This window comes from Micromonospora arborensis, assembly GCF_003205615.1.
Lineage (GTDB): Bacteria > Actinomycetota > Actinomycetes > Mycobacteriales > Micromonosporaceae > Micromonospora > Micromonospora arborensis.
In genome coordinates this window covers 91,940-118,706 of sequence record NZ_PYBV01000036.1, presented here as the reverse complement: position 1 = coordinate 118,706, position 26,767 = coordinate 91,940, and the positions used below count along the sequence as shown (strand labels likewise).

Here is a 26,767-nt window from a genome sequence, read left to right as displayed (position 1 = left end):
CGTCTTACGGCCGCGGGTCGCCTTAGTGGGCGCCACAAGGTCAGCGCCTCGTCGCTAAGGTGCAGTCGGTAACAAGTTGCGCGCGGTGTCCGGTCAGGCAGCTACTGCAGGGAACACTACGAGCGATCCGTCGCTGCTTCGTTCGATCTCGATCGCAACGTCAGCTCGGTGGTGTCCCACGTTGAGGCCGTCGCCCAAGGCGCGCAAGCGGTACGCGGCCTTGAGCAGGTCGTCGACCTCGCCCTGCGTGAACATGATGCTTCGGAACCCGCCGGGGCGCCTCAACTCCATGGTCGACAACCGAAGCAGGACTGAGTTGATGCCTGATTCCAACTCGTCGACGCGACGCTCGTCGTCGCGCAAGTTTCCGATAAAGCTCTTGAACGGATTTTCCGTCCCCACCAGTTGAGCGTGTTCGACTGCTTGAAGCACGAGCACTCGGCGTTTGAGAGCGATGGCGAGTCGCGCAAGCTCCACGTGGGCGCGGAATGTGCCGCCATCCTCATCGATGCCGGGGAATGCTTTCGTCAATGCCGCGACTTCAACCGGGCCGTCGGGCAGCGCGGCTAGCGCATCTTGCCATTTCGCGAGTCGACGCTTGGTTCCTTCGATCGCCGTGTTGATCGCGTACGACGAGGAATCCAGTCCCAACGACAGGCCGATTCTGCCCTGGTCGAGGAGAACCGACGTCGCCTTGTCGATCGCGTCACGGCAATCGTCCAACGCGCTGCGTTCCTTCTCCAGATTGTCCTCGTGCAACTCCTCCAGGAGGTCGCTGATCCGCTCGATCGCTTCCTGGCGTTGGTGATCAGCGTAGGCGCTGACGCCCACCGCGACGGCCATCAGCACAAGTGGCGCGGCCACTGTCAACGCTCCGGCGCTGGCGACTGCCACACCAGCTGTGGCGGCCGAGCCGGTTGCGGCACCTGCGGCAGCGGCCTTGCCAGCAACGGGCACGAACGTGGCTTTGGCTACGATGCCGGTGGAGCTGACCAGGTCGCCATAGATACCTCCCGCAAATGCCTTCGAACCCATGGGCCCGACAAGTCCTTTACCGACCTGTGCGGCGACCTTTGCCGGCACCACCATCCGGTAGAGCACGTCACCGGTCGCAGCGACGTCTAGCGGAGGTGCTGACTTCGCTGTCTGAGTCACGAGGTGCGACAACTGCTGAGCGAGCGGACTGGCCGCATTGAGCGGAATTCCGCCGTTCCGATCGCGCTTGCTTGAAATCGGATGTGCTTCAAGCGTGGCGATGGGGAAATCCGCAAGTGTCGCCAGGACTGTTCTCAGTTCTTCGAGCCGGGCCGGCGTCATGCCCTCATGACCGAGCACGTCCGGCACGCTCACCGCGTCCGTGGCGAGTGTCCATACTGGCACGGGTGCTCGGTTATCAGTGGTCACGCGTTGTCCCTTGCAAACTGACATCGCCATCGGCGGTGTTAGCGACACCTTCTACAACCTCAGGCCGCAGATCAGCCGACCAATTCGGAGTGCCCTCACCCTGTAGCAGGATGACGTGGTTGTCCCCGCAGATGGCCGGCCAAGCCCGGTCCGTGCATTTCGATACGACCAGGACGGGCGTCGCAACGATTCCGTGCGCCGCGAGGCGGTGGCGGTATTCAAGGACCTGACCGAGGCCCAGCCGAAGCTGCTCGACCTCGTTGACCCCGACCACGCTCTTCACCTCGGCGATGAACTGCCGCCCGTCGGCGTCCCGCCACGCCAGATCCACCGGTACGCCGTGCAATCCAGCACCAACCCGTACACCCTCGGCGATAAGGTGATCGATCAGCGCCCGGCACAGCCGATCGTGCTCGCTTACTCCGGCCCGGTAGGCGTCCGCGTCGAACGACCGCTGCGCCGGCAGGTCGACTGGCACGGCCGATCCCGCGTATTCCCGGTCGAAGCCGCGCTCCCCGCCGGTCTCGGCGGGCGCCGCACCGACGAGCAGGTTCTCCGCCGCCCGCCAGGCTTGACCGGCTACCTCGGCCCGGTACCGGCTCTCGAACGGGAACGGGCCGGCCGCTACCCAGGCATTCAGCATCCGGGCGGCGGCCACGACCGGCCGCTGACGGAGCAACCACAGCGCCGTGTCGATGTCCGGACACGTGAGGAGCATCTTCTCCTCGGCGAGGGTCTTCGTCCGGTCTTCCGGCACTTCGATGCCGCGCCGTCCCCACTCCTCCAGTTCCACCGCGCCGGCGTCCATGGCGAGGACGATCGGTGCTCCGGCTACCCGCAGCCACACCTCCTCGCCGGACTCGTACACGCCGAGGGTTTCCAGCACTCCGACGGTCAGCCGCAGCAGCGAACCGTGGCCCTCGTTCACCCGCGACAGCAGCCAGTGCCAGCCGGCAGTCGGTGCGGCTTCCGGCACCGTCATCCGGGTTACCCATCCGGCCAAGGCCCACGCCGCACGCTGCGGCTCGTCCAGCCCATCGGCCCAGTTGCCGCCGAAGGCAACCGGCGGCGGGTCTAGTGGCGCGGCCTCCGGGTCGGCGAACACCCACGCCGCGAGGTCGGCCGGCTGGGTGATCTGCCACAGCCGGGAGCGGCGGGCCGCCAGGATCTCGGTCAGCTCCTCGACGTCACCCGCCGACCACAAACCGGTCGGCACTGACTCGGTCGTCACACCTTGGCCTTACGGCCGCGGGTGTCTTTCACCGGGCACCACGAGGTCAGTGCCTCGTCGGTGAGGTGCAGGCGATTGGTGGTCTCGGCGAGGAAACCCTCGTAAGTGTCCGCCGGCGACGCACCCCACGCCGCGTCGAACTCGCCGTGCCAATGGCGTACCCAGGGAAGGATCTCGCGCAACCCCGCGACCAGCGGCAACAGCCGGTCGTCGGTCCAGCCGTCCTCCTGCTCGCGGGCCACGATCAGGGTGGCCAGGGCCTGGGCCTGCTCGCGGTGGTCCCAGCCGGCCCTGCCGGCCAGCAGCGATGGGTCACCGTCGCGGCTGGCACCGGAGTACGAGACGAACCGCTCCTTGGGTACGTCGAGGACCTTGAAGGCTTGGTCGTACTCGCCACGCAGGCGGAGGCACACCTCCTCGACCGACTGGGCCTGCTCTCGCAGGTCGTTTCCCAGGTTCTTGACCCGCTCCTGCAGGTCGGACAAGAACAGCTTCCGGTCGATCACGCGCCGACTCTAGTCGTCCCGCTCAGGGGACGGGGGTACCCAAAAGGCTCGTGTAGGTAGCCGGCTCGCTACCTACGGCTCCCGCATCCAGAGCTTCGGGTCGGTCACGAAGACCCACGATCCACTCGTTGTCGCCCACCCGCACCACCGCACGGTCCAGCTTGGGCAGCAGCGCGTGATCCTGCATGGGGCAGGGCAGCCACACGCCCCTACCCCACCTTGGGCAGCGTCGAACAACTCGTCCGCGTACAGCGAGTTGGTGGCGACGACCGACACGCCCAGGCTTTTCCGCACGGACTGCGGCCGAACGGTTGAGCAGCGCCTACCGCAGCGCCGCGAACTGCTCCACCGATCTGCCCCGGACCGCCCGGTAGTACCCGTCGCGTGCCTCGTTGACCCGGGTCAGCATCGCAGGGGTATCCGGTGGCCCGACGACCCCTCACCGGCGCATCAGCTCGGTCGGCCTTCCACGATGGACCCCAGCACGGGCCTCCCCGTCCAGGCCCACATCTCCAGTGCGTTCCGGTCGACGAGCGTGATGTTGAGCTGCCGAGCCAGTTGGATGCCATCGCCCGCGGTGAAGAAGCTGTTCGTCACGAGCATGCAGATATCGCCACCATGGATGTCCCGGCAGGTGCCGGCGAAGCGTTGGATCGCGGCACTGCCCACCCGGTTGCTGGAACTCTGCCGCTTGCACTGCACCACGACACGCCGGCCGTCGGGAGCGATCGCCGTGACGTCCGCTCCTCGGTCACCGGAGCCGCCGCACACCGTCACATTGCGAAACCCGGAGGCGACCAGGAGCCGCGCGAACCACTGCTCGAACTCGGGGCCGCTCATCGTGTCGGTCACCGCGATCAGCCTGTCGCGCTGGGCCTGGTCGGCCCGCTCGCGGGCACGCTGCTTCGACACCACAAGACCCACCGTGGTCGCCCCCACAACGACGAGGCTCACCAGAAAAGCGGTCCAGTATGGGTGCTGCTGGACGAAGTCGATGACCAGGCGGAGGAGCACGAAACCGACGACGGCACACAGCACCAGAGCCCAGCCGTTGGCCAGTCTGCCGCCACCGGTCACGCGGCGTACCGTCGATCTGCGCCGAACGCTGCCGGTGCGCCGCCGCCTTCGGTAGTGCGCCCGAACCCGCGCGCCACCCTTCCTGGTGTGTGACCTGACATACGGCACGAGGCACCTCCCCGGTCGAGGAAGCCTCAGTGTCGCGGCACCGTCCGACAAACCGCCTACACGACGGTCGACAGTGTCCGGTACCCGTCAGTCGGCGTCAGCCGCCGTGCCACATCGGGGCGCTGCGGGTGACGGTCTGCGCAACGATGGCCGGCTCGGCGAGGACGGCGACCAACCGTCGGGACGCCGCCACCGCGAGCGGGCCCAGGGTCTGGTGCTCGATCACGGAGTGGCACAGCTGGAGTCCCAGCTCGGTCAGCTCGCGTCGGCCCAGCTCGATCCGCCGCGGGTGGCCTCGCCTCTCGGCCAGCACCGCCCGGATGCGACGGCGCAGCTCGGCCCGTTCGTCGGTGTTCTGCCGCATCACCTCGACCGACCAGCGCCACGTCTCGGCGAGGAGCAGCAGGTCGACCTGGTCGGGCGGTTGATCGGCAAGGAGCAGTTCCTGGTGGCAGACGCGCAGGGCCTCGGCCGGCTCGCCGTCGTCGATGAGCAGCCGGGCGAGCAGACCCGCGCCGATGGGTACCGGCTCCCCGACGTCCTGCCGGGCAGCGCTGAGCAACCCGTCCAATCGGGTGCGCGCCGCGATGGTGTCCCCGCTGACCTGTTGCAGGACGGCCAGGAACTCCTCCAGTCCGGGTGCCGCCCGGCCGGCCGTGCTCGCGTCCGGACCCCGCCCCGCCAAACCCACGTCCGTCGCCGCACGGCTCAACGCTTCGGCGGCGGCGAGCAGGTGTGTCACCGGCGCGCCGTCCGCGATCAGTCGCGCGATCCGCTGCCGCTGGTCGGCCCACGGCGCCGGCTCGGCCGGAGGTGGGATGAGTGCCAGCAGGCCCGCCAGCCGGGTCCACTGCCCCGCAGCCGCACCGGCCAGCAGCGCCCGACGCAGCGCCGCCACGGTCAGATCGTCGGCGTGGCCGATGTTCGCGGCTCGCGTCTGCGTGACGTCGGCGAAGATGCCGAATGCCTCCGGCCAGTAGCCGGCCCGGGCGAGCTCGACGCCGAACTCCTCGCGCAGCCGACTGCCGCGTCGCGCGCTCACCGAACCTCCGGCGAGACGGCTCTGCAGACGGCCGTGCCGGAACCGGTACGCCCCGGCGCCGTCGCGCAGCAGGCCGACGGTCTCGGCGTACGCCAGGAAGGCGAGCAGCCGGTGCGGCGTACGGCCACGGACGGCGAGGGTGGCACGGGTGAGAGCGAAGCGCATCCACGCCCCGCCACCGCGCCGGTGCAGCCACCAGCCCAGCCCGAGCCCCGCCCCGGCGTAGACGAGCGCCGGCAGCGGCGGTACGGCGGGTAACACTCCGACCAGCCGCAGCGCCGCGACACCGACGAGCAGCCGGAGAACACCGTTGGCGGCGCTGGCCAACGCTGAGGCGACGCTGGCAGCACGGTCCGCTTCGACAGTCTCGATCACGCTGGTCGCCGCGAGTTCGGCCGCGGGCGCGGCAACGTCCACCCCCAGTCCGGTCCGGACCGCTCGGTACGCCCACGCCAGCACACCGACCGCGACGGCGGCCCGGACCGAGTCGGGCCACGGCGGCAGCGCCGGGACACGGTTCAGCAGCGCCACCAGTTGCGGGGTGGGGGTGACGGCCGAGAGGACGGCGAGCGTGACCAGAGCCCAGAACGCACCGCTGATCAGCCCGCTGAGCAAGCCGAAGCGAAAGGCGCGGATCCCGCCGATGAACGCCACCCGGCGGGGTTGCTCCCGGCCGGCCCGGCCGGAGCCGCGGGCCAGCGCAACGACGGCGGCCAGCAGGAAGGCCGCGAACGCCAGGGTGTCCCTCTCGTGGACCAGGACGTCGAGTAGGTTCCGGGTGGGTGGGTGGGTCAGCAGCTCCGCCGTCGCCGTGAGGGCGTCCGCGGAGAGCGTCAGTGTCAGCCACACCGCCCCTGCGGTACGCGCGCCGGCGACGAGCGCCCAGAACGGGCCGGGCTGCGCGGTCGGCAACTGCCACCAGCGGAACTCCCGGACGTCAAGGGACTCCAGATGCGCCGCCAGGAAGGCGAGGTAGCGGCGGGCGGTCTCGGGTTGCCACCGCCGTAGGCCCTGGGTGCCGCGACGGGACCGCAGTGCGGCGTCCACGGCCCTGTTCAGCAGGTCGTCCTCGACGGAGCGCCGGCCCTTCTCCCGGGCCAGCGGCACGAGGTCGCGGGGGTCGGTGCCCGGCTGGTCGAAGGCGCTGCGGGCCATCGCCACCATCAGCGGGGTGGAGAGCGCGGCGGTCAGTTGTGGGTCGTCCCCGAGCGTGGTGGCGACCGTGGACCAGTTGTCGACCTGATGCAGCGAGGCCGCGTCGACCAGGTAGTCGGCCACCTCGCTGGGCGCTGGGGGTTCGAGCATGACCACGGCGGCGCCACGCAACTTCTCCCCCTGCGTCAGGTAGTGCTCGTACACCGAGGTCCGGCAGGTGAGCACGAAACGTTGGGTGGGCAGCGCGTTGAGTTCGTCGAGGCAGGCGATCAGCCGGTCTTCGGGCACCTCGTCCAGCCCGTCGAGGACGGGCACGACCAGGTTGGTCTCGACGAGGTCGCGCAGCACGGCGTCGCGGCGCGGGTGACCGGCGGCGAGTTGTGGATAGCGCCGACCGATCCGGTCGACCAGCCAGTCGTGGAAGGTCTCTCGGTCGGGATCCCAGGAGTCGGCCGGCACCAACGCTGGTACGGGTGCGTCCGGCTCACGGTGCAGGGGCAGTTCCCGGGCCATCCGGAGCGCGATGATCGATTTGCCGGAGCCGGCCCTCCCCAACACCACCAGCCGTCCGGAAGGTATGTCGCGGTAGCAGCTCCACAGTGTCCCGTCACCGCCGGCGAGGTCCATCGGGGCGGCGTCGCTGGCCCGGCCGATCGCCCGCCACGAGGGGAGGAACCGGCCGGGAGCGGTGCGCCACCGCACCGGCAGGGGGTACGGCTCGTCGACGCTGCGCAGCAGCGCTTCGTCCGTCGGGTCGCGGCGGATCAGCTCCAACAGCTCGTCGGCGGCGGCGCGACGGTGGGCGGCGGCCTCGGCGAGACCGGTCGCCCCGGCGCGATAGACCTGATCCAGCAGGACGTAGACGGCGATCACCCCGGCGACGACGCCCCAGGTCCAGTTGACCTTCTCGAAGCCGTACCGCAGCCACACCCACGCCGTGCCGCCCGCGGCCAGCACCGCCACGACGGTCAGCGATCCCCACTTCCAGCCCCGACGTCGCACCGCACGATTGTCATCGACCCGGGGCCGCCAGGACACCCCGCTCCCAGCCGCCGCTCTCAGCCGGCGGCCGGGTCCGACGTCGCGGTGAACCGGCCGAGCAGCGCCTGCTGCAGCGCCGCGGACTGCTCCACCGACCCACCCTGGACACCGAGGCTCCCTCGGGCCGCCCGGTAGTAGCCGTCGCGCGCCTCGTTGACCTGCGTCAACGCCTCGGCAATGTCCGGCGGTGCCTCGACGATGCCCCGGGCGAGCCGCTCAACCTGCCAGACGGCGTCGCGCCACCTCGCGGCGGCGACGACCGTCGGCTCGTCACCGAGCAACAGCAGGTTCTCCCAGACGATGGTGCGGCGGGCATCCGACTCGGCCAGCCGGGCGAGGCCCTCCTCCCGGTCGATCGGGTGGCTGTGCGACCCAGGCCGCAGGTCCGCCGTCATCCGCAGCGCCACCGCGTAACTCTCCTTGAGGGCGTGCGCAAAGTCGACGTACGCGTCGAGCCGCCGCTCGTCCCAGCGGACGTTCTGGCTGCGCCGCCACCGGGCACGGTCGGCCAGTGAGGTGGCGAGGATCGTCCCCAGGGTGCCGACCAGCACGCCGAGGAGCGCCGGAAGTTGTGTCAGAAGCGTGCTCACGCCGCCGAGGCTGCCAGCCGCGGGCAAGCCCCGCCATCCCCTACTCGGGGTCCCCTGCCGAGGTTGGGGTGCCGCGGATCAGCGCCAGCAGGGCAGCGCAGTGCTGGTCGTAAGCCTTCTGCCCGGCATGGGTCATCCGGTAGGTCGTGCTGCCCCCGCGGCCACGGCCGACCTTCGTCGGGCTGACGTAGCCGGCGGCCTCCAACGCGGACATCTGCTTGGACAGATCCGACTCGCTGATCTGCAGGTGATCCTTCAGAAATCGAAACGAGACCGAGGGGGCGTTGGCCAGCACCGCCATGGCCGCCAACCGCTTGGGCACGTGGATGATCGGGTCCAAGCCGTCGATCACCGAAGGCGCGCCCGGGTCGCGGCAGCGGCCACGGCATACCGCCGCTCGTAGAAGGCGAGGCCAGCCGTCACCAGGACGAATGCCGTCCCGGCTGCGGCGGGGACGCCGACCAGCCACCAGACGAGCCCGACGATGAGCGCGACGACGGGCAGGGTAGCCACGTATCCGCGCCACATCCGGGCGATCTCGGCAGGGGGTGTCCCCTTGGCGGGCATCGGCAGCGCGCCGTGCCGACGCCGCATCCAGACGACGAACAGGATCTCGACGGCGATCAGCCCGGCGAGCGACGCCACGAACAGGCCAGCGTTCTCGCGCCACCAGGTGAACGTGCCGATCATGGCGGCGGCCCAGGCTCCGAGGGATGGCGCGTACCACCAGGGGGTGGGCGGATAGTCGACGTAGGGGGCAGCGGCTCCACGCTCGGCCGCCGCGAGTTGTTCCGCCAGAGGAGTACTTTCCATGCCGGAAAGCATAGGAGAAAGCTTTCCAGTTGTGCAAGTGATGAGTCCGGGTCGGATGCGCAGGCTGGCGCTCGCCGGTGCGCCGAGATGCACCGGGTCGCCCACCGCCTGCGGGCGCACCACCTCGGCCGAGCTTCACCAGTGCCCGAAGCACCAGGGGCGAGCCAGGCTTTAGGGACGTTGGACCGCGCTGCGGCATCGTCACGGCATGGCGCGTCTGTGGCCCACCCTGGGCATCGTGATCCGGTGGGTCGCCGGTTGGATCGCACAAGGACTGGTCAGTGTGGGCGGATGGGCCGCCCCGGTACCCCTGCCGGCAGGTCCGTCCCCGACAGCGCGAACGACCCGACCGAGGCTGTGCCGGCTGCGGTACGGATCGCTGTCCTCGACGCGCCGGACGGCCCGGAGGCTGCCCGGCCGGGGCCGGCCGCACTGATCCACCCAGCGCGTCAGGCCATTCAGGATCCGGTCGTCTGGTATCTGCCGGGTGCCGCTTCGGCGAGCTGGGTGAGGTATTCGGCGTGGGACCGCGCAGAATTGGTCGCCCGCGCCGTGGAGGGGACGGTGTCGCCCGCCGGCCGATCCGCTGAGGAACCGCCCCTGCCGGTGGAAGAGCGCCGGGTGATCGTCGGTCAGCCGGCCTGCGGGGCGATCTGGATGGCCACCCCATCCAGGATGTACGCCAGGCCGAGCTCGAAGTTGCCGGCCCAGTCGTCGTCGAGAAGATGCTGCTGGGCCACCAGCGTCGGGTACCGGTCAGAGTGTTCGTTCAGTTGCCGCTGACCGGCCTCGCGTTCGTCGACCGACCAGCGTAGGGCGCTCTGACTGGTGGCGGAGCCCTGCACATGGCTGTAGAGCACCCAACTGGCGGCGGAGACGTGCCGGCCGGTCAACCCGGCTCGCACCAGGCTCGCCTGAAGGAACTCCATCCAGGCGAGGAACCCGGGACCGACCGTGGGCCGTTGCCGCATGGGCAGCGCCGCCGACCACGGGTGCCGCAGCAGCGTGGCCCGCCAATCGGTGATGAGCGCGGTGATGTCCGCGCGCCAGTCGGCGCCGAGCCCGGCGGGCGGGGGCGACTCGGCGAAGACCGCGTCGACGGCCAGATCTAGCACGTCGTCTTTCGTGTCGACGTGCCAATACAGCGTGGTCGTGCCCACGCCGAGCCGGTCGGCGAGATTGCGCATGGTGAGCCGGCTGATGCCTTCGGCGTCCAGCAACTCGACCGCCGCAGCCGCGATGCGCTGCAGGCTGAGCGGAGGGCTGCTGCGCCGGACGGAGACGGTGTTGAGCAGCACACGACGATCAGCGCCTGCCTCACTGGCCATCTTGTCCCGTCCTCCCCTGTGTCCGCTCATGTCGTCGTCAGCGTAGTACCTTGTGTTGGCACCGGAACAACGGTCTACTACTGGAACGTCGTTCGGGTGATGGGGCGGACAGACGGAGAAGGGCGGCGGCGGTGGACGAGCACGTCGATCCTGATCGCCGGCCGGCTGCTTGGCCCCGTCCACTCGATGGTTCCGGCCACGCCCGGACGTCCACGACCCGGCACATCAGGTCGGAGCCCACCCTCGGCTCGGCTTCGTGGCACACCGACTCGATCGCACCGAGTTGCCGCAGGGTGTCCGCCGGCAACGCCGCGGAGGGGCGGAGGCTGCGGTTGGTCCACCGCGTCGCCCGACGCGTCCCGTGTCGTTCTCGCCGCCGTCGGCACAGCTCGGATTCCCGGCCGGCATGCACCGTACCGAAGTAGGCCCCCCATCAATCGACGGACGGAGTGGAGGCACGATGAAACTCGTGGTTTTCGGCGCCAACGGCCCGACTGGACGGCTGACGACCGAGATGGCCCTCGCGAGGGGCCACGCCGTCACGGCGGTCACCCGACGGCCGGAGCCCTTCCCGATCAGCGGAACGAATCTACGTGTCGTACGGGCGGACGCGATGGACGCGGCCGCTGTGGATGCCGCGATCGCGGGACAGCAAGCGGTGATCTCCAGCCTCGGGATCGGGTACACCAAAGAGACGGTGCGCCTCTACTCGCGGAGCGCCGCCAACATCATCGCCGCGATGAAGGACCACGGCCTCCGTCGGTTCGTGGGCGTCACCTCGACCGGCACCACCGGCGAACACGCCCCGGGCGAGACCTTCACGTACAAGCGGATCGTCGCGCCGATCCTGCTCAAGCTGGGCCGGACCGTCTACGAGGACATGGAGCGGATGGAGAAACTGGTCTCGTCGAGCGGACTGGATTGGACGGTGATACGCCCCGCCGGCCTGTTCGACGGCCACGAGGTCACCGACTACCAGGCGGGGCTGGGCCGGATCCCCGGCAGGTTCACCTCCCGCACCGACCTGGCGGACCTGCTAATCCGGGAGGCCACCGAGAACCTGCACCTCGATCAGTTCATCGAGGTGGTCACCACCACCGGCGCGCCGACCCTTCGGCAGACCTTCATCAGGGAAGCGCTGCACATCGGCAAGTGACCCACCGGTGCGCCCGGCTGCTCACTACGGCGGTCGGGCACCCGAAGGCGGCGGCTTTCCCACCTCTGCGGGCACCGGCGGGCCCGGAGGGCGAACGTCACGCCAACGTGGCGCCGAGGCGCGGATGCACCCCGGGAGGGTTCCCGGTCTGACTCGCCATGCGCTGCAGGAGCGCGACCAGTACGGCACGTTCCCGCTCGTCCAAGGCCGTGAGGACTTCCTCCTCCTCCTCATCGGCGATGGCGCGCGCCTGCTCCAGAAGATCGCGGGCCTGGCTGGTCAGGTGGATCGCGTGGGCCCTGCGGTCAGCGGGATGGCGTCGGCGTTGGGCGAGCCCACGGCTTTCAAGGTCGTCCAGTAGACCGACCATCACCTTGCGGTGGATGCCCAGGGCGTCGGCGAGTTGCTGCTGCGACCGGCCTTCGGCCTGCTCCAGGTGCATGAGCAGACCGAAATGGTTCGGTTGGATGCCCAGCGGCGCCAGGCGTCGGGCGAACCTGTGCGCGGTGTAGTACCCGAGCTGCGACAGCAGGAAGTTGGCCCGGTCGCCCAGCGGTCGGGGTGGCCTGGGCGGCGGCACGTCGGACACCGAAACATCTTACCCCAGACTAACTGTTCCATCAGGTGACTATTACCCTTGCTCCGTATAAGTTCATCGAGACATCGGCATACGAGAGGCCACGGAAAGCAGGCACCAGTGCGAGTGACGATCTTCGGAGCGAGCGGGGGCATTGGCCGGCAGGCCACCATGCAGGCACTGACATCAGGGCATGAGGTGACAGCGGTCGTTCGTGACACGGCACGACTCGACGTGACTCACCCGGAGCTTCAGGTGGTCTGCGTTCCGGGCCTGACCGATCCCGATCTACTGGTTCCCGCTCTGCGGGGCAGCGACGCAGTGCTCTCCGCGGTCGGCCCACGCGGACGTAGCGTCGGCCCCGTGGCCACCACCGCGACGCGGGGAATTCTGACCGCCATGGAAAGCATCGGGGTCAGGCGCTTCGTGGCGGTCAGCGCGGCACCGGTCGGCGCGATTCCCGACAACGAAAGCTTCGTCAACAGGCGGATCATCCTGCCGGCCGTCCGCGCCCTTCTGAAGAATCTGTACACGGACCTGACCGAGATGGAAGAGCTGATCAGCCGTAGCGCCACGGACTGGACCATCGTGCGGCCACCCAAGCTGGTGAACCGGCCGTTGTCGGGTCGGTATCAGATCGCCATCGGCCGCAACGCCGCTCGCGTATACGCCATCTCACGCGCCGACGTCGCACACGCGATGCTGGCCGCCCTGCACAATCCCGCGACGCTCCGGCAACTGGTCGGGGTCGGGTACTGACCGCTCGCCGCGTGCCAAGAGTTCCCTGCTGTCGCCACGTATCGCCGTTCATCACCCCTAGGGAGAATCATGGACGACTACCCTGCTCCGGCCTTCCAGACGCCGGAGCCGTACGGCTTCCTCTACCTCGGCTTCCACGCGGATCCACCCCAGCGGCTGCCCCTGTACCGCCAGACCGCCCGCCGGCGCAGCGAGGCGGCACGGCTGGCTACGGCCGCGAAATCCATCAACGGTCTGCCGGAGGTGGTCTCGGTCCGGGTGTTCCGGGCGGTTCTCATCCCGCCGCTGCCCGGAGCGCCGCGCCACGACCTCGCCATGCTCATCCGTACCACCGGGGTCGACCAGCTTCAGGCCGTCCGCACCTCGGACGCCGTCACCGCACTGGGCGGCGAGGTGGTACTGGCCGGCGCGAATGCCGCCAAGATCGGCGAGACCGAAGCCTCGGACCAGGGGACGTTCCTGTTCAACCACTTCACCGTCGAGTCCGCTGCCGAACCCACACAGGTCTGGCGCGGCTTCACCGGGTGGTACACGGAGAAGACCGGAATCGACAACTCCACCGCGCTGGAATCGACACAGCCGTCGCAGTTCTCCTTCGTCAACTACGCACGCCTACCCGGCCCACCCTTCCCATTCCTGATCAACCAGCTCGCTCGACCCAGCTTCCACCGGTTCGTCCGAGCCACCCTCAAGGCCAACGGCATGGACGCCCTTCCCGCCTTCTACCGGGTCGTCAGCACGGAAGGACCCTGACCGATCCGAAGGACGCTGTCGCCGGCCGCCGTCCGGGCCGACCCTCCTCCCCCACCGAGGCCCGGGCGATCCGATCACCGTGCCGACCTCCGTCTCCGCGGAGGCCGGCACGCCCACCGGCCAGCGCCGGCGTGCGGCGTGCGGCCGGGGAGCCGTCACCCGACGACGTCCGCCGTCAGTGGCGCCAAGCCGGCGCGGACTCGCCGCGCTCAGGCGGCCAGCGTGGCGTAGCGGCCGTTGCGGTTCAGCAGGCTGTCGTGGGTGCCGGCCTCGACGATCCGGCCGTGGTCGAGCACCGCGATCTGGTCGGCGTCGCGCACGGTGGAGAGCCGGTGCGCGATGGTGATCGTGGTTCGTCCCTCGGCGAGCACGTCGAACGCCCGCTGCACGGCCCGCTCGGTCTCGGTGTCCAGTGCGCTCGTGGCCTCGTCGAGGACCAGGATGCGCGGGTCGCGCAGCAGCGTACGGGCGATCGCGAGCCGCTGCTTCTCGCCGCCGGAGAAGCGGTGGCCGCGTGAGCCGACCATGGTGTCGTACCCGTCGGGCAGCCCGACGATCAGGTCGTGGATCTGGGCGGCGCGGGCGGCGTCCTCGATCTCCGTGTCGGTGGCGCCCGGTCGGGCGTAGCGCAGGTTCTCCCGGACGGTGGTGTGCAGCAGGTACGTCTCCTGGCTGACCACGCCGACGATGGCGGCCAGGTCGGCCAGTCGCAGGTCCCGCAGGTCGACGCCGTCGACGGTGACGCGACCGCCGTTCGGGTCGTGCAGCCGGCTGACCAGCCCGGCGAGGGTGCTCTTGCCGGAGCCGGTCTCACCGACCAGGGCGAGGCTGGTGCCGGCGGGCACGTCCAGGGTGATCCCGGCGAGCGCCGCGGTGTCGCTGCCCGGGTAGCCGAAGGTGACGTCCTCCAGGCGCAGGTGGCCGCGGACCCGGGCGGGGTCGAGGCGGACCGGCTCGGCGGGGTCGGCCACGTCGACCGGCAGGTCCAGGTATTCGAAGATCCGGGCGAACAGGGCCAGCGACGAGGTGAGCGAGACGCCCACGTTGAGCAGCCCCATCAGCGGCCGGAAGAGACCGCCCTGCAGGGCGGTGAAGGCGACCAGGGTGCCGATGCTCAGTGTGCCGGCGGTGCCGGGCAGTCCTGCGGCGAGGTAGATGACCGCCGGTACGGCGGCGAAGATGATGCTCATCGAGGCCATCCGCCAGCGGCCGGCCAGTTCGCTGCGCAACTCCAGGTCGACCAGGCGGGCCGAGGAGGCGGTGAACCGGTCGATCAGCGCGGGGCCGGTGCCGAGGGTCTTGGCCAGTTGCACGCCGCTGATCGACAGCCCTTCCTCGACGGTGACGTTGAGGTCGGCGAGTTCACGCTGGCGCTGGTCGGTGATCTCGCGGCGCATCCGGGCGACCCGGCGGGTCAGCCAGATGGCCGGCGGCAGCACCACGACCGAGACCAGGGAGAGCTGCCAGGAGAGCGCGACCATGGCGACGGCGGTGGCGACCACGGTGGTGAGGTTGGCCGCGACGGCGGTGGCGGTGGAGGTGACCACCGACTGCATGCCGCCGATGTCGTTGGTGATGCGGGACTGCACCTCGCCGGTGCGGGTGCGGGTGAAGAAGCCCAGCGACTGGCGCTGCAGATGGCTGAAGACGTCGGTGCGCAGTCGGTGCATGACCTGCTGCCCGACCTTGGTGGAGATCCAGGTCTGGACGACGCCGAGGGCGGAGGTCACCGCGGCCACGGCGACCATGCCGAGGACCAACCAGACCAGCAGGGTCACGTCGCCCTGCGGCAGGGCCCGGTCGATGACGGTACGCAGCAGGAAGGGCGTGGCCATCGCGATGATCGAGGAGAGCACGATGATCGCGGTGACGGCGGCCAGCGCGGGCCGGTGGGGGGTGAACAGGCGGCCGATGCGGCGCAGCGACACCTCGCGGGCCTGTGTCTTCTCTTCGGCGCTGAGGGCGCGGTGGCCGCGGTCGCGGCCCATGGGGGTGGGTTCCAAGGGGTACCACCTTTCATTCGGACATGCTGAGGTTACCTCAACATGAGGGAACAACCGCATCGGCTGCTACGGTATTCCGGTGAACGAGGACACCTCCCACACCGGCGACGACGAGAGCCTGGCCGAGACGTTCTGGGCGGTGGCGTCCCGTTTACGCCGGCAGACACGGGAGTCGTTGGCACCCTGGGACATCACTCCCAGCCAGTCCCGGGCACTCGGAGTGCTGGGCCGACACGGCGAGGTCCGCCCCGGCACACTCGCCGAACACCTGCACATCGCGGCCCGCTCGGCCACCGAGGTCGTCGACGACCTGCAGACCCGTGGGCTCGTCGAACGCCGGCCCGACCCGGTCGACCGGCGGGCGACCCTGGTCGCGCTCACCGAGGAGGGCAACCGCGTCAGCGCCGCCATCCGGACCGCCCGCCGGGCCGAGGCCGACCGCTTCTTCGGCCACCTCAACGACACCGACCGCGCCGAGCTGTCCCGCATCCTGCGCACCCTGCGCGCATAACGCCCGCCCGCCCGGGTAGCCAGCGGCCCCCGTCCGGTCGACGGGACCGGCCAGCACGGGCCGGGGTGAGGCGACAGGAGGCCCGGCTGATGTGCGGGATCAGCGGGGAGGCGCGATTCGACGGCCGGTCGCCCGACGCGGCGGCGGTCACCCGGATGACCGAAGCGATGCGCTCGCGCGGCCCGGACGACGAGGGTCTGCTCGCCGACGGCTGGGTGACCCTCGGGCACCGCCGGCTGACCATCATCGACCTGTCCGCCGCGGGTGCCCAACCGATGGTGCGCGACGACCTGGGTCTGGCCCTGGTCTTCAACGGCTGCATCTACAACTACCCGGAGCTGCGTGAGGAGCTGCGCCGCGCCGGGTACGCCTTCCACTCCACCGGCGACACCGAGGTGATCCTGGTGGCGTACGCGCACTGGGGTGAACGTTTCGTCGACCACCTGGTCGGCATGTTCGCGATCGGGCTGGTCGACCGGGTGCGGCGGCGGCTGGTCCTGGCCCGCGACCGGCTCGGCATCAAACCGCTCTACCTCGCCGAGACACCCGGGCGACTCCGGTTCGCCTCCACCCTGCCCGCCCTGTTGCGGGCCGGTGACGTCGACACCAGCATCGACCCGGTGGCGCTGCACCACTACCTGTCCTGGCACTCCATCGTGCCCGCGCCGCGCACCGTGCTGCGCGGCGTCCGCAAGCTGCCACCGGCCACCCTGCGAGTGATCGAGGCGGACGGTCGCAGCCGCGAGGAGGTGTACTGGCGACCCGACTACGTGCGGGAGCCCACCGACGCGGGAATGGACGCCGCCGACTGGCGGGCCGCCATCGGGGACGCGTTACGCGCGGCGGTACGCCGACGGCTGGTCGCCGACGTGCCGGTCGGCGTGCTGCTCTCCGGTGGCCTGGACTCCAGCCTCATCGTGGCGCTGCTCGCCGAGGCCGGGCAGCAGCACCTGCGGACGTTCAGCATCGGCTTCGACAGCCGCGACGGCGAGTCCGGCGACGAGTTCCACTACTCCGACCTGGTGGCCCGCGCGTACGACACCGACCACCACCGGATCCGGTTGGCCGACGACGATCTGGTGCCCGCCGTACGGCGTGCCGTGCTGGCGATGACCGAGCCGATGGGCAGCCACGACGTGGTCGCCTTCCACCTGCTCTCCGAGCAGGTCGCGCGGCACGTGAAGGTCGCACAGTCCGGGCAGGGCGCCGACGAGGTGTTCGCCGGCTACGGCTACCACCAGCCGCTGGTCGGGGCGCCCCGGCACAGCGCTGCCGAGACGTTCGCCGCCGCCTTCTTCGACCGCGACCACGACGAGCTGCGCGGCATCGTCGGCCCGGCGTACGCGCTGGAGCACGACGCCAGCCGGGACCTGCTCGCCGGGCACCTCGCCGCGCCCGGCGCGCAGACCGCGCTGGACGCCGTGCTGCGCCTGGACACCCATCTGATGCTCCCCGACGACCCGGTCAAGCGGGTGGACAGCATGAGCATGGCGTGGGGTCTGGAGGTGCGTACTCCCTTCCTCGACCAGGACCTGGTCACCCTGGCCGCGCACTGCCCGCCGGAGCACAAGGTCGCCCAGAGCGGCAAGGGCGTGCTCAAGGAGGTCGCTCGGGAGGTGCTGCCCGCCGAGGTGATCGACCGCCCCAAGGGCTACTTCCCGGTGCCGGCGCTGCGCAAGGTGGACGGCCCGGTGCGCGAGATGGTCGCCGAGGCGTTGCAGGCGCCGGCCGCGCGCGAGCGCGGGCTGTTCCGCCCGGAGTACGTGGCACGCCTGCTCGCCGAGCCGGACCGGGCCGAGGCGGCGGCCGGCAGCAACAAACTGTGGCAGCTCGGGCTCCTGGAGCTGTGGCTGCAGACGCACGACATCCGCTGAGCATGCCGCCGGTCAGCCGGCCGTGGTGCGCGCAGCCAGGTCGTCGATCACCGCGCGCAGGTCACCGGTGCGCTCCAGCACCCGACGCTGCCGGGTCGCGCCGGTGCCGTCACGGCGCAACCGGGCCAGTTGCGCCAGCACGTACCCCAGGTCGCCGTGACGCAGCAGGGCGGGCGCGATCACCGCCATCAGATCGTCGACGAGTGACCAGGCCGGCCGGGCGCCACCGGCACGCAGATCGATCAGCTCGCCGTCGAGGCCGTCGTGGGCGGCCCGCCAGTGCGCGGCGGCGACCAGGCAGTCACGCACGGGCGGGGCGGTCACCCCGGCGCGTACGTCGTCGACGAGGGTGGCGACGAGGGACCGGACCAGCGCGGCGACCAGCACCGCGTCGTCCACGTCCGAGCAGACGTCACCGACCCGGACCTCCACCGTCGGGTATGCCGACGACGGTCGGGCGTACCAGTAGACCATCGCCGCGTCGAGCATGATGCCGGCGGCGATCAGCTCGTCGACGGTCCGGTCGTAGTCGGCGGCGGAGTCGAAGTACGGCGTCGGGCCGATGCTGGGCCAGCGTTCCAGCTGCATCGAGCGCCAGCTGGCGTGGCCGGTGTCCCGCCCGTCGTGCAGCGGCGAGTTGGTGGTGATCGCCTGCACCACCGGCAACCACACCCGCAGGTGGTTGCAGACCTGCACCGCCAACTCCCGGTCGGGCAGCCCGACGTGCACGTGACAGCCGCACACCGCGGGGTCGTGCGCCACTGGCCCGTACCGGCGGGACATCGCGTGGTAGCGGGGCTCGTCGGGCACTGTCCGGTGCGGCTCGGCCACCGGGGTCGCTCCGACGGCGACGAGCCGGGCCCCGGCCACCGTGGCGGCGTCGGCGGCGGAGCGGCGCAACGCCACCATCTGCGCGCGCAGCTCGCCGAGGTCGGCGCAGACCGGGGTGACCATCTCGACCATGCTGTGCCGGAACTCCTGGCGGCTCTGGTCCCGGGCGGGGCCGCGCAGCGCGGCCAGCACCTGGTCGGCCACCGGCAGGTTACGCCCAGTGTCCGGGTCGAGCAGCAGGAACTCCTCCTCCACACCGAGCGTGAGGGTGGCGAGGTCGGGCACGGTGTCGACGACGGTCGGACGGTACGCCATGGCGCCTCCCCCACTGCTGCGGCCGGCGCCTCGGTTTCCCGGCCCGGCCCGGCGGCAAACGCGCCCTCAGGGCGTCGCGCGGGCGGTGCGGGAGGCCCGTTCGGCCGCGTTGTCCGGCACGGCGATGGCTGTCCGGTACGCCTCGACGGCCTCCCCCGCCTGGGGCGACCCGGCTCAGCAGGTCGGCGCGGAGGCCGCGCTGCTCACGCCTCAGCGACGTACACGCCCGACCCCCGTACACCGACCACGCTTCCGTCCGGTCCCGGCCTACCCCGACGGCGAACGCGCTCTCAGGGCCGTCGCGCGCGCGGTGAGAAAGGCCCGTTCGGCCGCGTTGTCCGTCAGAGCAACAGCCAGTCGGTACGCCTCGACGGCCTCCCCGCCCCGGCCGAGCCGAGCCAGCAGGTCGGCGCGGACCACGTGGTAGACGTGATAGCCGACCAGGCCGAGGCGGTCCACCTCGGTCAGCGCCACCGCCGGTCCGGACAGCTCGGCGAGCGCGACGGCCCGGTTCAGCGCGACCACCGGGCTGGGGGCGACAACCGTCAGCTGGTCGTACAGCTGGAGGATCTGCGCCCAGTCGGTGTCCGCGCTTCGCGGAGCGGCGCTGTGCACGGCGGCGATCGCGGCCTGGATCTGGTACGGGCCGGGCCGGTCGCGGCGCAGGCAGCGGCGCACCAGCGCCTGCCCCTCGGTGATCAGCTGGGCGTCCCACCGGGCCCGGTCCTGGCTCGGCAGCGCCACCAGCTCGCCGTCGGCGGTGGTCCGCGCGGGTCGGCGGGACTCGGTGAGCACCATCAGCGCGAGCAGGCCGAGCGCCTCCGGCTCATCCGGCATCAGCGCGACCAGCAATCGGGTCAGCCGGATCGCCTCGACGCACAGCTCGGCGCGGACCAGGTGCCGCCCGGTGCTGGCCGTGTGGCCCTCGTTGAAGATCAGGTAGAGCACCGTGAGCACGGCGTGCAGTCGGTCGGGCAGGTCGGCGTCGCGCGGCACCCGGTACGGGATCCGGGCGTTGCGGATCTTCGACTTGGCGCGGACCAGCCGCTGCGCCATGGTCGGCTCCGGCACCAGGAAGGCCCGGGCGATCTCGGTGGTGCTCAGGCCACCGAGCAAACGCAGGGTGAGCGCAACCCGCGCTTCCGGGGCGAGTGCCGGATGGCAGCAGGTGAAGATCAGCCGTAGCCGGTCGTCGCGCACCGGTCCCTCCTCGGTGGGTGCGTCGGCTTCGTACAGCAGGGCCGCCTGGGCGTGCCGGTCGGCGCGGGACGCCTCGCGGCGCAGCCGGTCGATGGCCCGGTTTCGAGCGGTGGTGATGATCCAACCAGCCGGGCTGGGCGGTAGGCCGCTCTGCGGCCACCGCGCCACCGCGATGGCGAAGGCCTCCTGGACGGCCTCCTCGGCGAGGTCGATGTCGCCGAGGAGGCGGACCAGGACGGCGACCGCGCGGCCGTACTCCGCTCGGAACACCGCCTCCACGTCGGGCACGCTCAGTCTCCGGCCTCACGGTGGAAGGGGCGGACCTCGATCGGCAGCGTGGTGGCCAACGCGTAGCGGCGACCCCAGTCCAGTGCGGCGTCGAGGTCCGGCACGTCGATGATGGTGATGCCGCCCAGGTATTCCTTCCCCTCGACGAACGGGCCGTCGGTGACCAGGACCTCGCCGTCGCGGGCACGAAGCACGGTGGCGGTCTCCGGGCCGTGCAGACCCTTCCCGAAGACCCACGACCCATTGGACGCCAACTCGTCGCGCAGCTCGCCGAGTTGGCGCATCACCCCGGCCAGGAACTCCGGGTCCGGCAGCTCACCCTGGGGCTGGTGAAGGCTGAGCAGGTAGAGCGTCATCATTCCTCCTCGCGGGCAGCCGGCCCGTCGCCGACTCTCATCCTCCACACGTTTGGCCGCCCCCCGAATCGACAGGCCGGTGGGAAGAAATTCGGTGAGTCATGCGTCGCACGGTTGCGGGTAAGCGGCGCGGCGTGACCGACGGCATCCGGGTGGTCGTGGTCGGCGCCGGCTTCTCCGGACTCGCCGCCGCACTGGCGCTCGCCCGGGCCGGCGCCCAGGTGCGGGTGTTGGAGGCCCGCGACCGGGTCGGCGGTCGGGTGCTGACCCGCTGGCTGCCCGACGGCACCCAGCTCGACCTGGGGGCGCAGTGGATCGGCCCGACCCAGGACCGGATGTACGCGCTGGTCGCCGAGCACGGGCTGGCCACCTTCGCGTCGGCGGCGTTCGGCACGCCCACCCTGCTCTGGGCCGGTCAGCACCGGCCCGAACCGCCGGCGCAGGCCGGCCGGGTGCTCGGGCTGCTCGACGAGTACGCGGCACGACTGGACCCGGCCGCACCCTGGCAGGCGGCGGAGGCCGCCCAGTGGGACCGGACGATCCTCGGTGGCTGGCTCCGCGCGACGGCCGGGGACGGCGACACCGCCGACTACCTGGGGCGACTGCTCGCCGGTGGGCTGCTGGCCACCGGCGCGGACGAGGTGTCCCTGTTGCAGGTGCTGTTCTACCTGCGCAGCGCCGGCGGGACCGGGCCGTTGCTGGGGATGGCCGGGGGCGCGCAGCAGGACCGGATCGTGGGCGGTCCGTCGGCGTTGGCCGAGCGGATGGCCGACGCCCTGCCCCCGGGGGCGCTGACGCTGGCCGCGCCGGTGCGGTCGATCGAGCAGACCATCGACGGCGCGACAGTGTGGACCGACGGCGGGCGCGTCGACGGCGACGCGGTGGTGGTGGCGCTGGCGCCGGCACTGGCCGGCCGGATCCGGTACGCCCCACCGCTGCCCGCGCTCCGCGACGGGCTGACCCAGCGGATGCCGATGGGTTCGGCGTTGAAGGTGCACGCGGTGTACCCGGAGCCGTTCTGGCGTGCCGACGGGCTGTCCGGGGTGTCCACCAGCAGCGCTGGTGCGCTCACCGAGACGGTCGACAACTCCACCCCGACCTCGCCCCTGGGGGTGCTGACCGGGTTCAGCTACTCCGTGGACGCCGCCGCGCTGCGCGAGATGTCACCGGAGCGGCGTCGGCGGTGCCTGCTGGACGCGTTCGCCGACGTGGTCGGGCCGCGCGCCCGAAACCCGGTGGACCTGGTCGAGTACGACTGGTCGGCCCAGGAGTGGACGCGGGGCTGTTTCTGCGGCGCGCTCACTCCGGGGACCTGGCGCACCTACGGTCCTCGGCTGCGGGCGCCGGTGGGCCGGGTGCACTGGGCGGGCACCGAGACGGCGACCCGCTGGTCCGGCTACCTGGAGGGCGCGGTGCGGGCCGGTGAGCGGGCGGCGGCCCAGGTGCTCGCGGGTTGAGGTGGCGCGCGGAGGGGCCGGCCCGGTCTCGGCGGGACCGGGCCGGCCCCGGCCCTCGGTGCGCCCCGGCCAGCCCGGTCGGTCGACCGGGCCGGCGCGGGTGCCCGGGTCAGGGGTAGGTGGTCAGGTACACCGTCTGGTTGGCCGCGTTCGCGGTGCCGCCGGCGTTGTTGATCACCCGGTTGATGGTGCCGACGCCGCCGAGCGAGACGGTCACCATGTTGGTGAACCGCACGTTCGGGTTGGTGGGCACCTCGAAGGATCGCTCCTCGACCACCGCGGGGTTGACGTTGAAGTAGCTGTAGCTGCCCAGCCCGAACGCCTGGTGGCTGGTCACCGAGTCGGCGACCTTGTACGCGGCGTAGCCCCGGGTCGACCCGTTCATCCAGGCCGCCTGGTTGGGTACGTCGTAGGGCAGCTCGTTCTGGTAGAAGTACGTCCGGCCGCCGTTGCCGTTCCAGATGGTCTGGTACTTCTGGTAGTGCTCGACGAAGAGGCCGTACATGGTGACGTTGTCGCCGTTGACCGTGAGCCCGGTGTCGGCGGTGTTCAGCGTCCACCCGGTCGGTACGCCGCTGGCCGCGTGGTCGGCCCGCCACAGCCACATGTGGTCACCGATCACGTCGTCGCTGTTGACGGTCAACGTGTTGGTGGCCTTGCCGACGTGTGGTCCGCCGATGCGGAAGAACACGTCGTGCAGCGAGGTCGGGTTGCTGGCGTGGCTCGCGGACGAACCGGACGGCCCGACCTCCATCAGCACCGGCGAGTTCGTCGTGCCGGCCTCGAACATCAGACCGGCCACCTTGACGCCGTCCACATCGGCCACCCGCATCCCGACGCTGCCGTTGTCGGCCTGGATGGTGGCCAGGCCGAGGCCGAGGATCACCGTGTCGGCCCGGTTGACCTGGATCGGCTCGGTGACGTGGTGCACGCCCGGGGTGAAGAGCAGGTGCTTGCCCTGGGCGAGGGCCGCGTTGATGGTGGCGGCGCTGGTGCCGGTCTGGACGACGAAGAACTGCGACAGTGAGATGGACGAGCCAGCGGGGGTCTTGTTGTACCAGCTGGTGCCCGTCGAGTTGGTACGCAGCGCCGGCACGAAGACCCGGTACTCACCGGTGCCGTCGACGTAGAGGAACGGCTTCTCCCGTACCTGCGGGGTCTGGGCGATGACGGTGTGCGACGGGTTGGGGAAGCTCGGTGCCGGTGCGCCGGCGACGCCCTGGAAGACCATGTTCCACACCGAGCCGGTCCAGCCGTTGCCGAACTCGCTGTTGCGGGAGTACCACTGCTGCTGCGAACCGGAGACGACCAGCCCGTCGATGCGGGTGTCGGCCAGTAGTCCACCGCTGGACCAGCCGTCGCCGCCGTTCCAGAGTTGGATCTGGTTCTGCCCGCCGCGCAGGTGCATCCGCCGGTACGGCGCGGCCTGGGACACCGCCCACCGTTCCACGGTCTGCCCCGCGGGGAGGGTGACCGAGAGGTTCTCGGCGGCCCGCCAGAAGTTCTGGGTGGCGTTGCCGCCCATCCAGAACGCCTCGGTACGGACGTGTCCGTTGAGGTTGACGTCGTCCGGGCTCATCCCGAGACCGGCGACCTGGGTGAAGAAGCCGAGGTTCACGTCGGCGGTGTAGGTACCGGGCTTGAACAGCACCGCGTAGCGCTGCGGGCCGAACTGGTTGGTCTCCTGCTGGGTGAAGAGGGTGTTCAGTCGACTCTGGATGGTCGATGTCGGGGTGCTCGGGTCGAAGACGAACGTGTTCGGCCCGAGGTTGGGGTTACGCGGGTCGGTCCCGTCGACCGGGGGCTCGCTGGTGCCGCCGGTGGTGTTCACCGCCAGCTCCCACAGCGAGTAGCCGTAGGCGGTGCCCCGCGCCGTGCCGTACATCCGCAGGTACCGGCCGCTGCCGGAGACGGTGAGCGACTGCGTCCCACCGGCGCCGGTGGTGGTCGAGTAGATGCTGGTCCAGGTGGACCCGTCGGCCGAGGTCTGAAGCTGGAAGGCCCGGGCGTACGCGGCCTCCCAGGTGAGCACCACCCGGCAGATGGTGCGGGTGCTGCCGAGGTCGACGCGCAGCCACTGCGGGTCGCTGGCGGCGCTGGCCCACCGGGTGCCGGTGTTGCCGTCGACGGCGGCGGACGCCGCGAGGCCGGCGTCCTGGCTGGACGAGGCGGTCGCCGGGCTGCCCTGTGCGACGTTGGTGCTGCCGCAGGTCGGCGTGGTGCCGCCGGTTTCGCCGTAGACCTGGAACTCCCAGAGCGAGTAGCCGTAGCCGGTGCCCCGGGCGGTGCCGTTCATCCGTACGTAGCGGCCGGCACCGGTGACGGTGAGGTTCTGGGTGCCGCCGGTGCTGGTGGTGGTCGAGTAGATCGTGGTCCAGGTGGCGCCGTCGTCGGAGGTCTGGAGTTGGAACGCCCGACCGTAGGCGCCCTCCCAGAGCAGGTTCACCTGGCTGATGGTGGCCCGCGCGCCCAGGTCGACCTGGAGCCACTGCGGGTCGCTGAACGCGCTGGCCCAGCGGGTGCCGGTGTTGCCGTCGACGGCTGCTGAGGCCGGGGTGCCGGCGTTCTCGCTGGACGAGGCGGTGGCGGGGCGGCCCTGGGAGAGCAGGGTGGGCGCGGCCTGCGCGGGTGTGGTGGCGCCGGTCGGGGTGAGCGCCGCGACCAGGGCCACGGTGAGCCCGACGAGCAGATGCCGGACGGCCCGTCGGGGACGCGGGCGTACGGATGTTGCATGAGATGTCATGACATCGCCTGTCGATAGGGGGTTACGGATGCCGCGCGGGGTGGAATCGGGGTCGCCCCGTGGTGCCGTCGGTGGTGCCGCCGGTGCGGCACCACAGTTCTGGGTGCCGCCGGTACGGCACCGCGGGCCGGAGAGCGCTCTCGTAGGAGTGTTGCGGCGAGATTGCGGCGGCGTCAAGACATCGATCTATAACTTCGTTATTTATCCCGAGGATTCTTTTTGCGTAATTCCCCCGCGGCAATCCCGTCGCCCACCCAACGCCCACCCGCCACCCACCCGACGCCCACCCCCGGTGATCAAGAGGTTTGCGTCACCCCAGGCGTGATTCCTGACGCAAACCTCTTGATCACCACCAAGGTGGGGTGGGGGTGGGGGTTAGCGGCGGACGCCGCCTTCGGTGAGGAAGCGGGCTATCGGGAGGGTGGCGGCGCCGAGCGCCACCGCATCCACGCCGAGCCGACACAGCTCGATCGACGCCTGCTCGTACGGCTGGCGCAGCGCCTGCCGTCCGGCGGCCTCCCGGACTGCGGGCAGCAGGTCGCCCAGCGCCATCGCCGCCCAGCCGCCGAGCACCACCCGCTCCGGGTTGAACAGGTTGATCAGGTTGGCCACCCCGGCGCCGAGGTAGCCGGCGGTGTCGTCCAGCACCCGCCGAGCGGTGGCCGAGGTCTCGGCGGCGGCGACCAGCGCGGCGATCTGGGACTCCTCGTCCTCGCCCGGAACCGGTCGACCCCGACGCGCCTCCCGGTACCGGTCGATGATCGCCTCCGCGCCCACGTACGCCTCCAGGCAGCCGCGCGCGCCGCACCGGCAGGCCCGCCCGCCGTACACGAGGGTGGTGTGTCCCCACTCCCCCGCGCTGCTGGACGCGCCCCGGTAGGTGGCGCCGTTGGTCACCACCGACGCGCCCACGCCCGAGCCGACCAGCGCGAAGACGGCGTGGCGGGCGCCCCGGCCGGCGCCGAACCACATCTCGGCCTGGCCGAGGGTCTTCGCGCCGTTGTCGATGTGCAGCGGCAGATCGGTGCCGGCGCCGATCAGACGTTCCAGTGGCACCCGATCCCAGCCGAGGGCCTGGGCGTGCACGACGGCCTCGACGCCCTGCTCGACGACTCCCGAGACACCGATGCCGACGCCGAGCACGTCACCGGGGGCCACCCCGGCCTGACCCGTGACCGCGTCGATTCCGGCCAGCACGTGCCCGGCCACCAGGTCGGGCTCGGTGCGGGCCGGGTCGAGCGGGTACTCGATGCTGGCCAGCAGGGTCATCGCGAAGTCGAACAGCTCCACCCGGACCCGGGTCTCGCCGACGTCCACACCGACCACGAACGCGAAGCGGGGCGCCATCCGCAACAGCATGCTGGGCCGGCCACCGTCGGACTCGGCTGCGCCAGCCTCGGCGACCAGCCCTTCGTCGATCAGGTCGGCGACCACGTTGCTGACCGCCGGCTGACTCAACCCGGTGCTGCGTACCAGGTCCTGCCGGGTGAGCGGGCCGTCGAGGAAGAGCTTGGTCAGCAGTGCGGACCGGTTGCGCAACCGCACGCTGCGGTTGGTGGCACGCGCCAGCTCCACTCGTCACCTCGTTCCCGTCGGGGAGTTCGAGGCGACTGTAACCGCCTCGTGCTTGACGACCCACCGACCAGCCA

The 26,767-nt window shown here is 71.0% G+C and carries 22 protein-coding genes; 6 read left to right on the top strand and 16 right to left on the bottom strand.

Annotated elements, in window-relative coordinates:
- Positions 1-93: 93 nt before the first annotated feature.
- From C7C45_RS26020 to C7C45_RS25980, 9 genes are all read right to left on the bottom strand, one after another.
- Entirely contained in the window at positions 94-1,404 is a 1,311-nt protein-coding gene (locus C7C45_RS26020; RefSeq protein ID WP_208641334.1) for a hypothetical protein, read from the bottom strand.
- Positions 1,394-2,635, bottom strand: a complete 1,242-nt coding sequence (locus C7C45_RS26015; RefSeq protein ID WP_110566332.1) for a hypothetical protein — start codon at positions 2,633-2,635, stop codon at positions 1,394-1,396. The genes C7C45_RS26020 and C7C45_RS26015 overlap by 11 nt, the downstream gene beginning before the upstream one ends.
- Positions 2,632-3,141, bottom strand: coding sequence for a DUF7008 domain-containing protein (locus tag C7C45_RS26010; protein ID WP_110566331.1), 510 nt, complete (start codon positions 3,139-3,141; stop codon positions 2,632-2,634). Before C7C45_RS26010 ends, C7C45_RS26015 begins: the two co-directional genes overlap by 4 nt.
- A gap of 450 nt (positions 3,142-3,591) precedes the next feature.
- Complete coding sequence (locus tag C7C45_RS34530) at positions 3,592-4,218, bottom strand: restriction endonuclease (RefSeq protein WP_208641332.1); 627 nt, start codon at positions 4,216-4,218, stop codon at positions 3,592-3,594.
- A gap of 205 nt (positions 4,219-4,423) precedes the next feature.
- Positions 4,424-7,525 (bottom strand): NACHT domain-containing protein, encoded by a 3,102-nt coding sequence (locus tag C7C45_RS26000; protein ID WP_110566330.1) that lies wholly within the window; start codon positions 7,523-7,525, stop codon positions 4,424-4,426.
- Positions 7,526-7,581: 56 nt separating this feature from the next.
- Positions 7,582-8,154, bottom strand: coding sequence for a hypothetical protein (locus C7C45_RS25995; RefSeq protein ID WP_110566329.1), 573 nt, complete (start codon positions 8,152-8,154; stop codon positions 7,582-7,584).
- A gap of 40 nt (positions 8,155-8,194) precedes the next feature.
- Entirely contained in the window at positions 8,195-8,506 is a 312-nt protein-coding gene (locus C7C45_RS25990; protein ID WP_110566328.1) for a transcriptional regulator, read from the bottom strand.
- Positions 8,503-8,967 (bottom strand): hypothetical protein, encoded by a 465-nt coding sequence (locus C7C45_RS25985; protein WP_110566327.1) that lies wholly within the window; start codon positions 8,965-8,967, stop codon positions 8,503-8,505. The genes C7C45_RS25990 and C7C45_RS25985 overlap by 4 nt, the downstream gene beginning before the upstream one ends.
- A gap of 632 nt (positions 8,968-9,599) precedes the next feature.
- A complete protein-coding gene (locus tag C7C45_RS25980) occupies positions 9,600-10,295 on the bottom strand; it encodes a TetR/AcrR family transcriptional regulator (RefSeq protein WP_110566326.1) in 696 nt (231 codons plus the stop codon).
- A 460-nt stretch (positions 10,296-10,755) separates the two neighbouring features.
- On the opposite strand from C7C45_RS25980, the gene C7C45_RS25975 reads away from it, so the two are divergent.
- A complete protein-coding gene (locus C7C45_RS25975; RefSeq protein WP_110566325.1) occupies positions 10,756-11,451 on the top strand; it encodes an NAD(P)-dependent oxidoreductase in 696 nt (231 codons plus the stop codon).
- Between the two features lie 97 nt (positions 11,452-11,548).
- Here the strand turns inward: C7C45_RS25975 and C7C45_RS25970 are convergent, their stop codons facing one another.
- Entirely contained in the window at positions 11,549-12,040 is a 492-nt protein-coding gene (locus C7C45_RS25970) for a MarR family winged helix-turn-helix transcriptional regulator (RefSeq protein WP_110566324.1), read from the bottom strand.
- A gap of 108 nt (positions 12,041-12,148) precedes the next feature.
- On the opposite strand from C7C45_RS25970, the gene C7C45_RS25965 reads away from it, so the two are divergent.
- Both C7C45_RS25965 and C7C45_RS25960 read left to right on the top strand, forming a co-directional pair.
- The gene (locus C7C45_RS25965) at positions 12,149-12,787 is read left to right on the top strand and encodes an NAD(P)-dependent oxidoreductase (RefSeq protein ID WP_110566323.1); all 639 of its coding nucleotides are present in this window, start codon (positions 12,149-12,151) and stop codon (positions 12,785-12,787) included.
- 69 nt (positions 12,788-12,856) lie between these two features.
- Positions 12,857-13,540: a hypothetical protein gene (locus C7C45_RS25960; protein ID WP_110566322.1), complete on the top strand. Its 684-nt coding sequence runs from the start codon at positions 12,857-12,859 to the stop codon at positions 13,538-13,540.
- A 209-nt stretch (positions 13,541-13,749) separates the two neighbouring features.
- On the opposite strand, the gene C7C45_RS25955 is transcribed toward C7C45_RS25960, so the two are convergent.
- Positions 13,750-15,528, bottom strand: coding sequence for an ABC transporter ATP-binding protein (locus tag C7C45_RS25955; RefSeq protein ID WP_208641355.1), 1,779 nt, complete (start codon positions 15,526-15,528; stop codon positions 13,750-13,752).
- A 94-nt stretch (positions 15,529-15,622) separates the two neighbouring features.
- Here C7C45_RS25955 and C7C45_RS25950 point away from each other — a divergent pair, with 94 nt between their 5' ends.
- Together C7C45_RS25950 and C7C45_RS25945 are read left to right on the top strand one after the other, a co-directional pair.
- Positions 15,623-16,054, top strand: coding sequence for a MarR family winged helix-turn-helix transcriptional regulator (locus C7C45_RS25950; protein WP_110566320.1), 432 nt, complete (start codon positions 15,623-15,625; stop codon positions 16,052-16,054).
- Between the two features lie 89 nt (positions 16,055-16,143).
- Positions 16,144-17,928 carry an N-acetylglutaminylglutamine amidotransferase gene (locus C7C45_RS25945; protein ID WP_110566319.1) on the top strand — a complete coding sequence of 595 codons (1,785 nt, stop codon included), beginning with the start codon at positions 16,144-16,146 and terminating at the stop codon, positions 17,926-17,928.
- Between the two features lie 12 nt (positions 17,929-17,940).
- Here C7C45_RS25945 and C7C45_RS25940 read toward each other — a convergent pair whose 3' ends face one another.
- From C7C45_RS25940 to C7C45_RS25930, 3 genes are all read right to left on the bottom strand, one after another.
- Positions 17,941-19,074, bottom strand: a complete 1,134-nt coding sequence (locus tag C7C45_RS25940) for a carboxylate-amine ligase (protein WP_110566318.1) — start codon at positions 19,072-19,074, stop codon at positions 17,941-17,943.
- Between the two features lie 267 nt (positions 19,075-19,341).
- Entirely contained in the window at positions 19,342-20,562 is a 1,221-nt protein-coding gene (locus tag C7C45_RS25935) for an RNA polymerase sigma factor (RefSeq protein ID WP_110566317.1), read from the bottom strand.
- A gap of 2 nt (positions 20,563-20,564) precedes the next feature.
- Positions 20,565-20,918: a YciI family protein gene (locus C7C45_RS25930; RefSeq protein WP_110566410.1), complete on the bottom strand. Its 354-nt coding sequence runs from the start codon at positions 20,916-20,918 to the stop codon at positions 20,565-20,567.
- Between the two features lie 101 nt (positions 20,919-21,019).
- Here C7C45_RS25930 and C7C45_RS25925 point away from each other — a divergent pair, with 101 nt between their 5' ends.
- Positions 21,020-22,375: a flavin monoamine oxidase family protein gene (locus C7C45_RS25925; RefSeq protein ID WP_110566316.1), complete on the top strand. Its 1,356-nt coding sequence runs from the start codon at positions 21,020-21,022 to the stop codon at positions 22,373-22,375.
- A 109-nt stretch (positions 22,376-22,484) separates the two neighbouring features.
- Here the strand turns inward: C7C45_RS25925 and C7C45_RS25920 are convergent, their stop codons facing one another.
- Together C7C45_RS25920 and C7C45_RS25915 are read right to left on the bottom strand one after the other, a co-directional pair.
- Positions 22,485-25,118, bottom strand: a complete 2,634-nt coding sequence (locus C7C45_RS25920; protein ID WP_110566315.1) for a discoidin domain-containing protein — start codon at positions 25,116-25,118, stop codon at positions 22,485-22,487.
- Between the two features lie 375 nt (positions 25,119-25,493).
- A complete protein-coding gene (locus tag C7C45_RS25915; RefSeq protein WP_110566314.1) occupies positions 25,494-26,693 on the bottom strand; it encodes an ROK family transcriptional regulator in 1,200 nt (399 codons plus the stop codon).
- Positions 26,694-26,767 lie beyond the last annotated feature (74 nt).

Coding starts and splice junctions, on each gene's coding strand:
- C7C45_RS25985 (WP_110566327.1), bottom strand. CDS start 8,967: ATGGAAAGTACTCCTCTGGCGGAACAACTCGCGGCGGCCGAGCGTGGA.
- C7C45_RS25980 (WP_110566326.1), bottom strand. CDS start 10,295: ATGGCCAGTGAGGCAGGCGCTGATCGTCGTGTGCTGCTCAACACCGTC.
- C7C45_RS25975 (WP_110566325.1), top strand. CDS start 10,756: ATGAAACTCGTGGTTTTCGGCGCCAACGGCCCGACTGGACGGCTGACG.
- C7C45_RS25960 (WP_110566322.1), top strand. CDS start 12,857: ATGGACGACTACCCTGCTCCGGCCTTCCAGACGCCGGAGCCGTACGGC.
- C7C45_RS25955 (WP_208641355.1), bottom strand. CDS start 15,528: ATGGGCCGCGACCGCGGCCACCGCGCCCTCAGCGCCGAAGAGAAGACA.
- C7C45_RS25945 (WP_110566319.1), top strand. CDS start 16,144: ATGTGCGGGATCAGCGGGGAGGCGCGATTCGACGGCCGGTCGCCCGAC.
- C7C45_RS25940 (WP_110566318.1), bottom strand. CDS start 19,074: ATGGCGTACCGTCCGACCGTCGTCGACACCGTGCCCGACCTCGCCACC.
- C7C45_RS25930 (WP_110566410.1), bottom strand. CDS start 20,918: ATGACGCTCTACCTGCTCAGCCTTCACCAGCCCCAGGGTGAGCTGCCG.
- C7C45_RS25925 (WP_110566316.1), top strand. CDS start 21,020: ATGCGTCGCACGGTTGCGGGTAAGCGGCGCGGCGTGACCGACGGCATC.
- C7C45_RS25920 (WP_110566315.1), bottom strand. CDS start 25,118: ATGACATCTCATGCAACATCCGTACGCCCGCGTCCCCGACGGGCCGTC.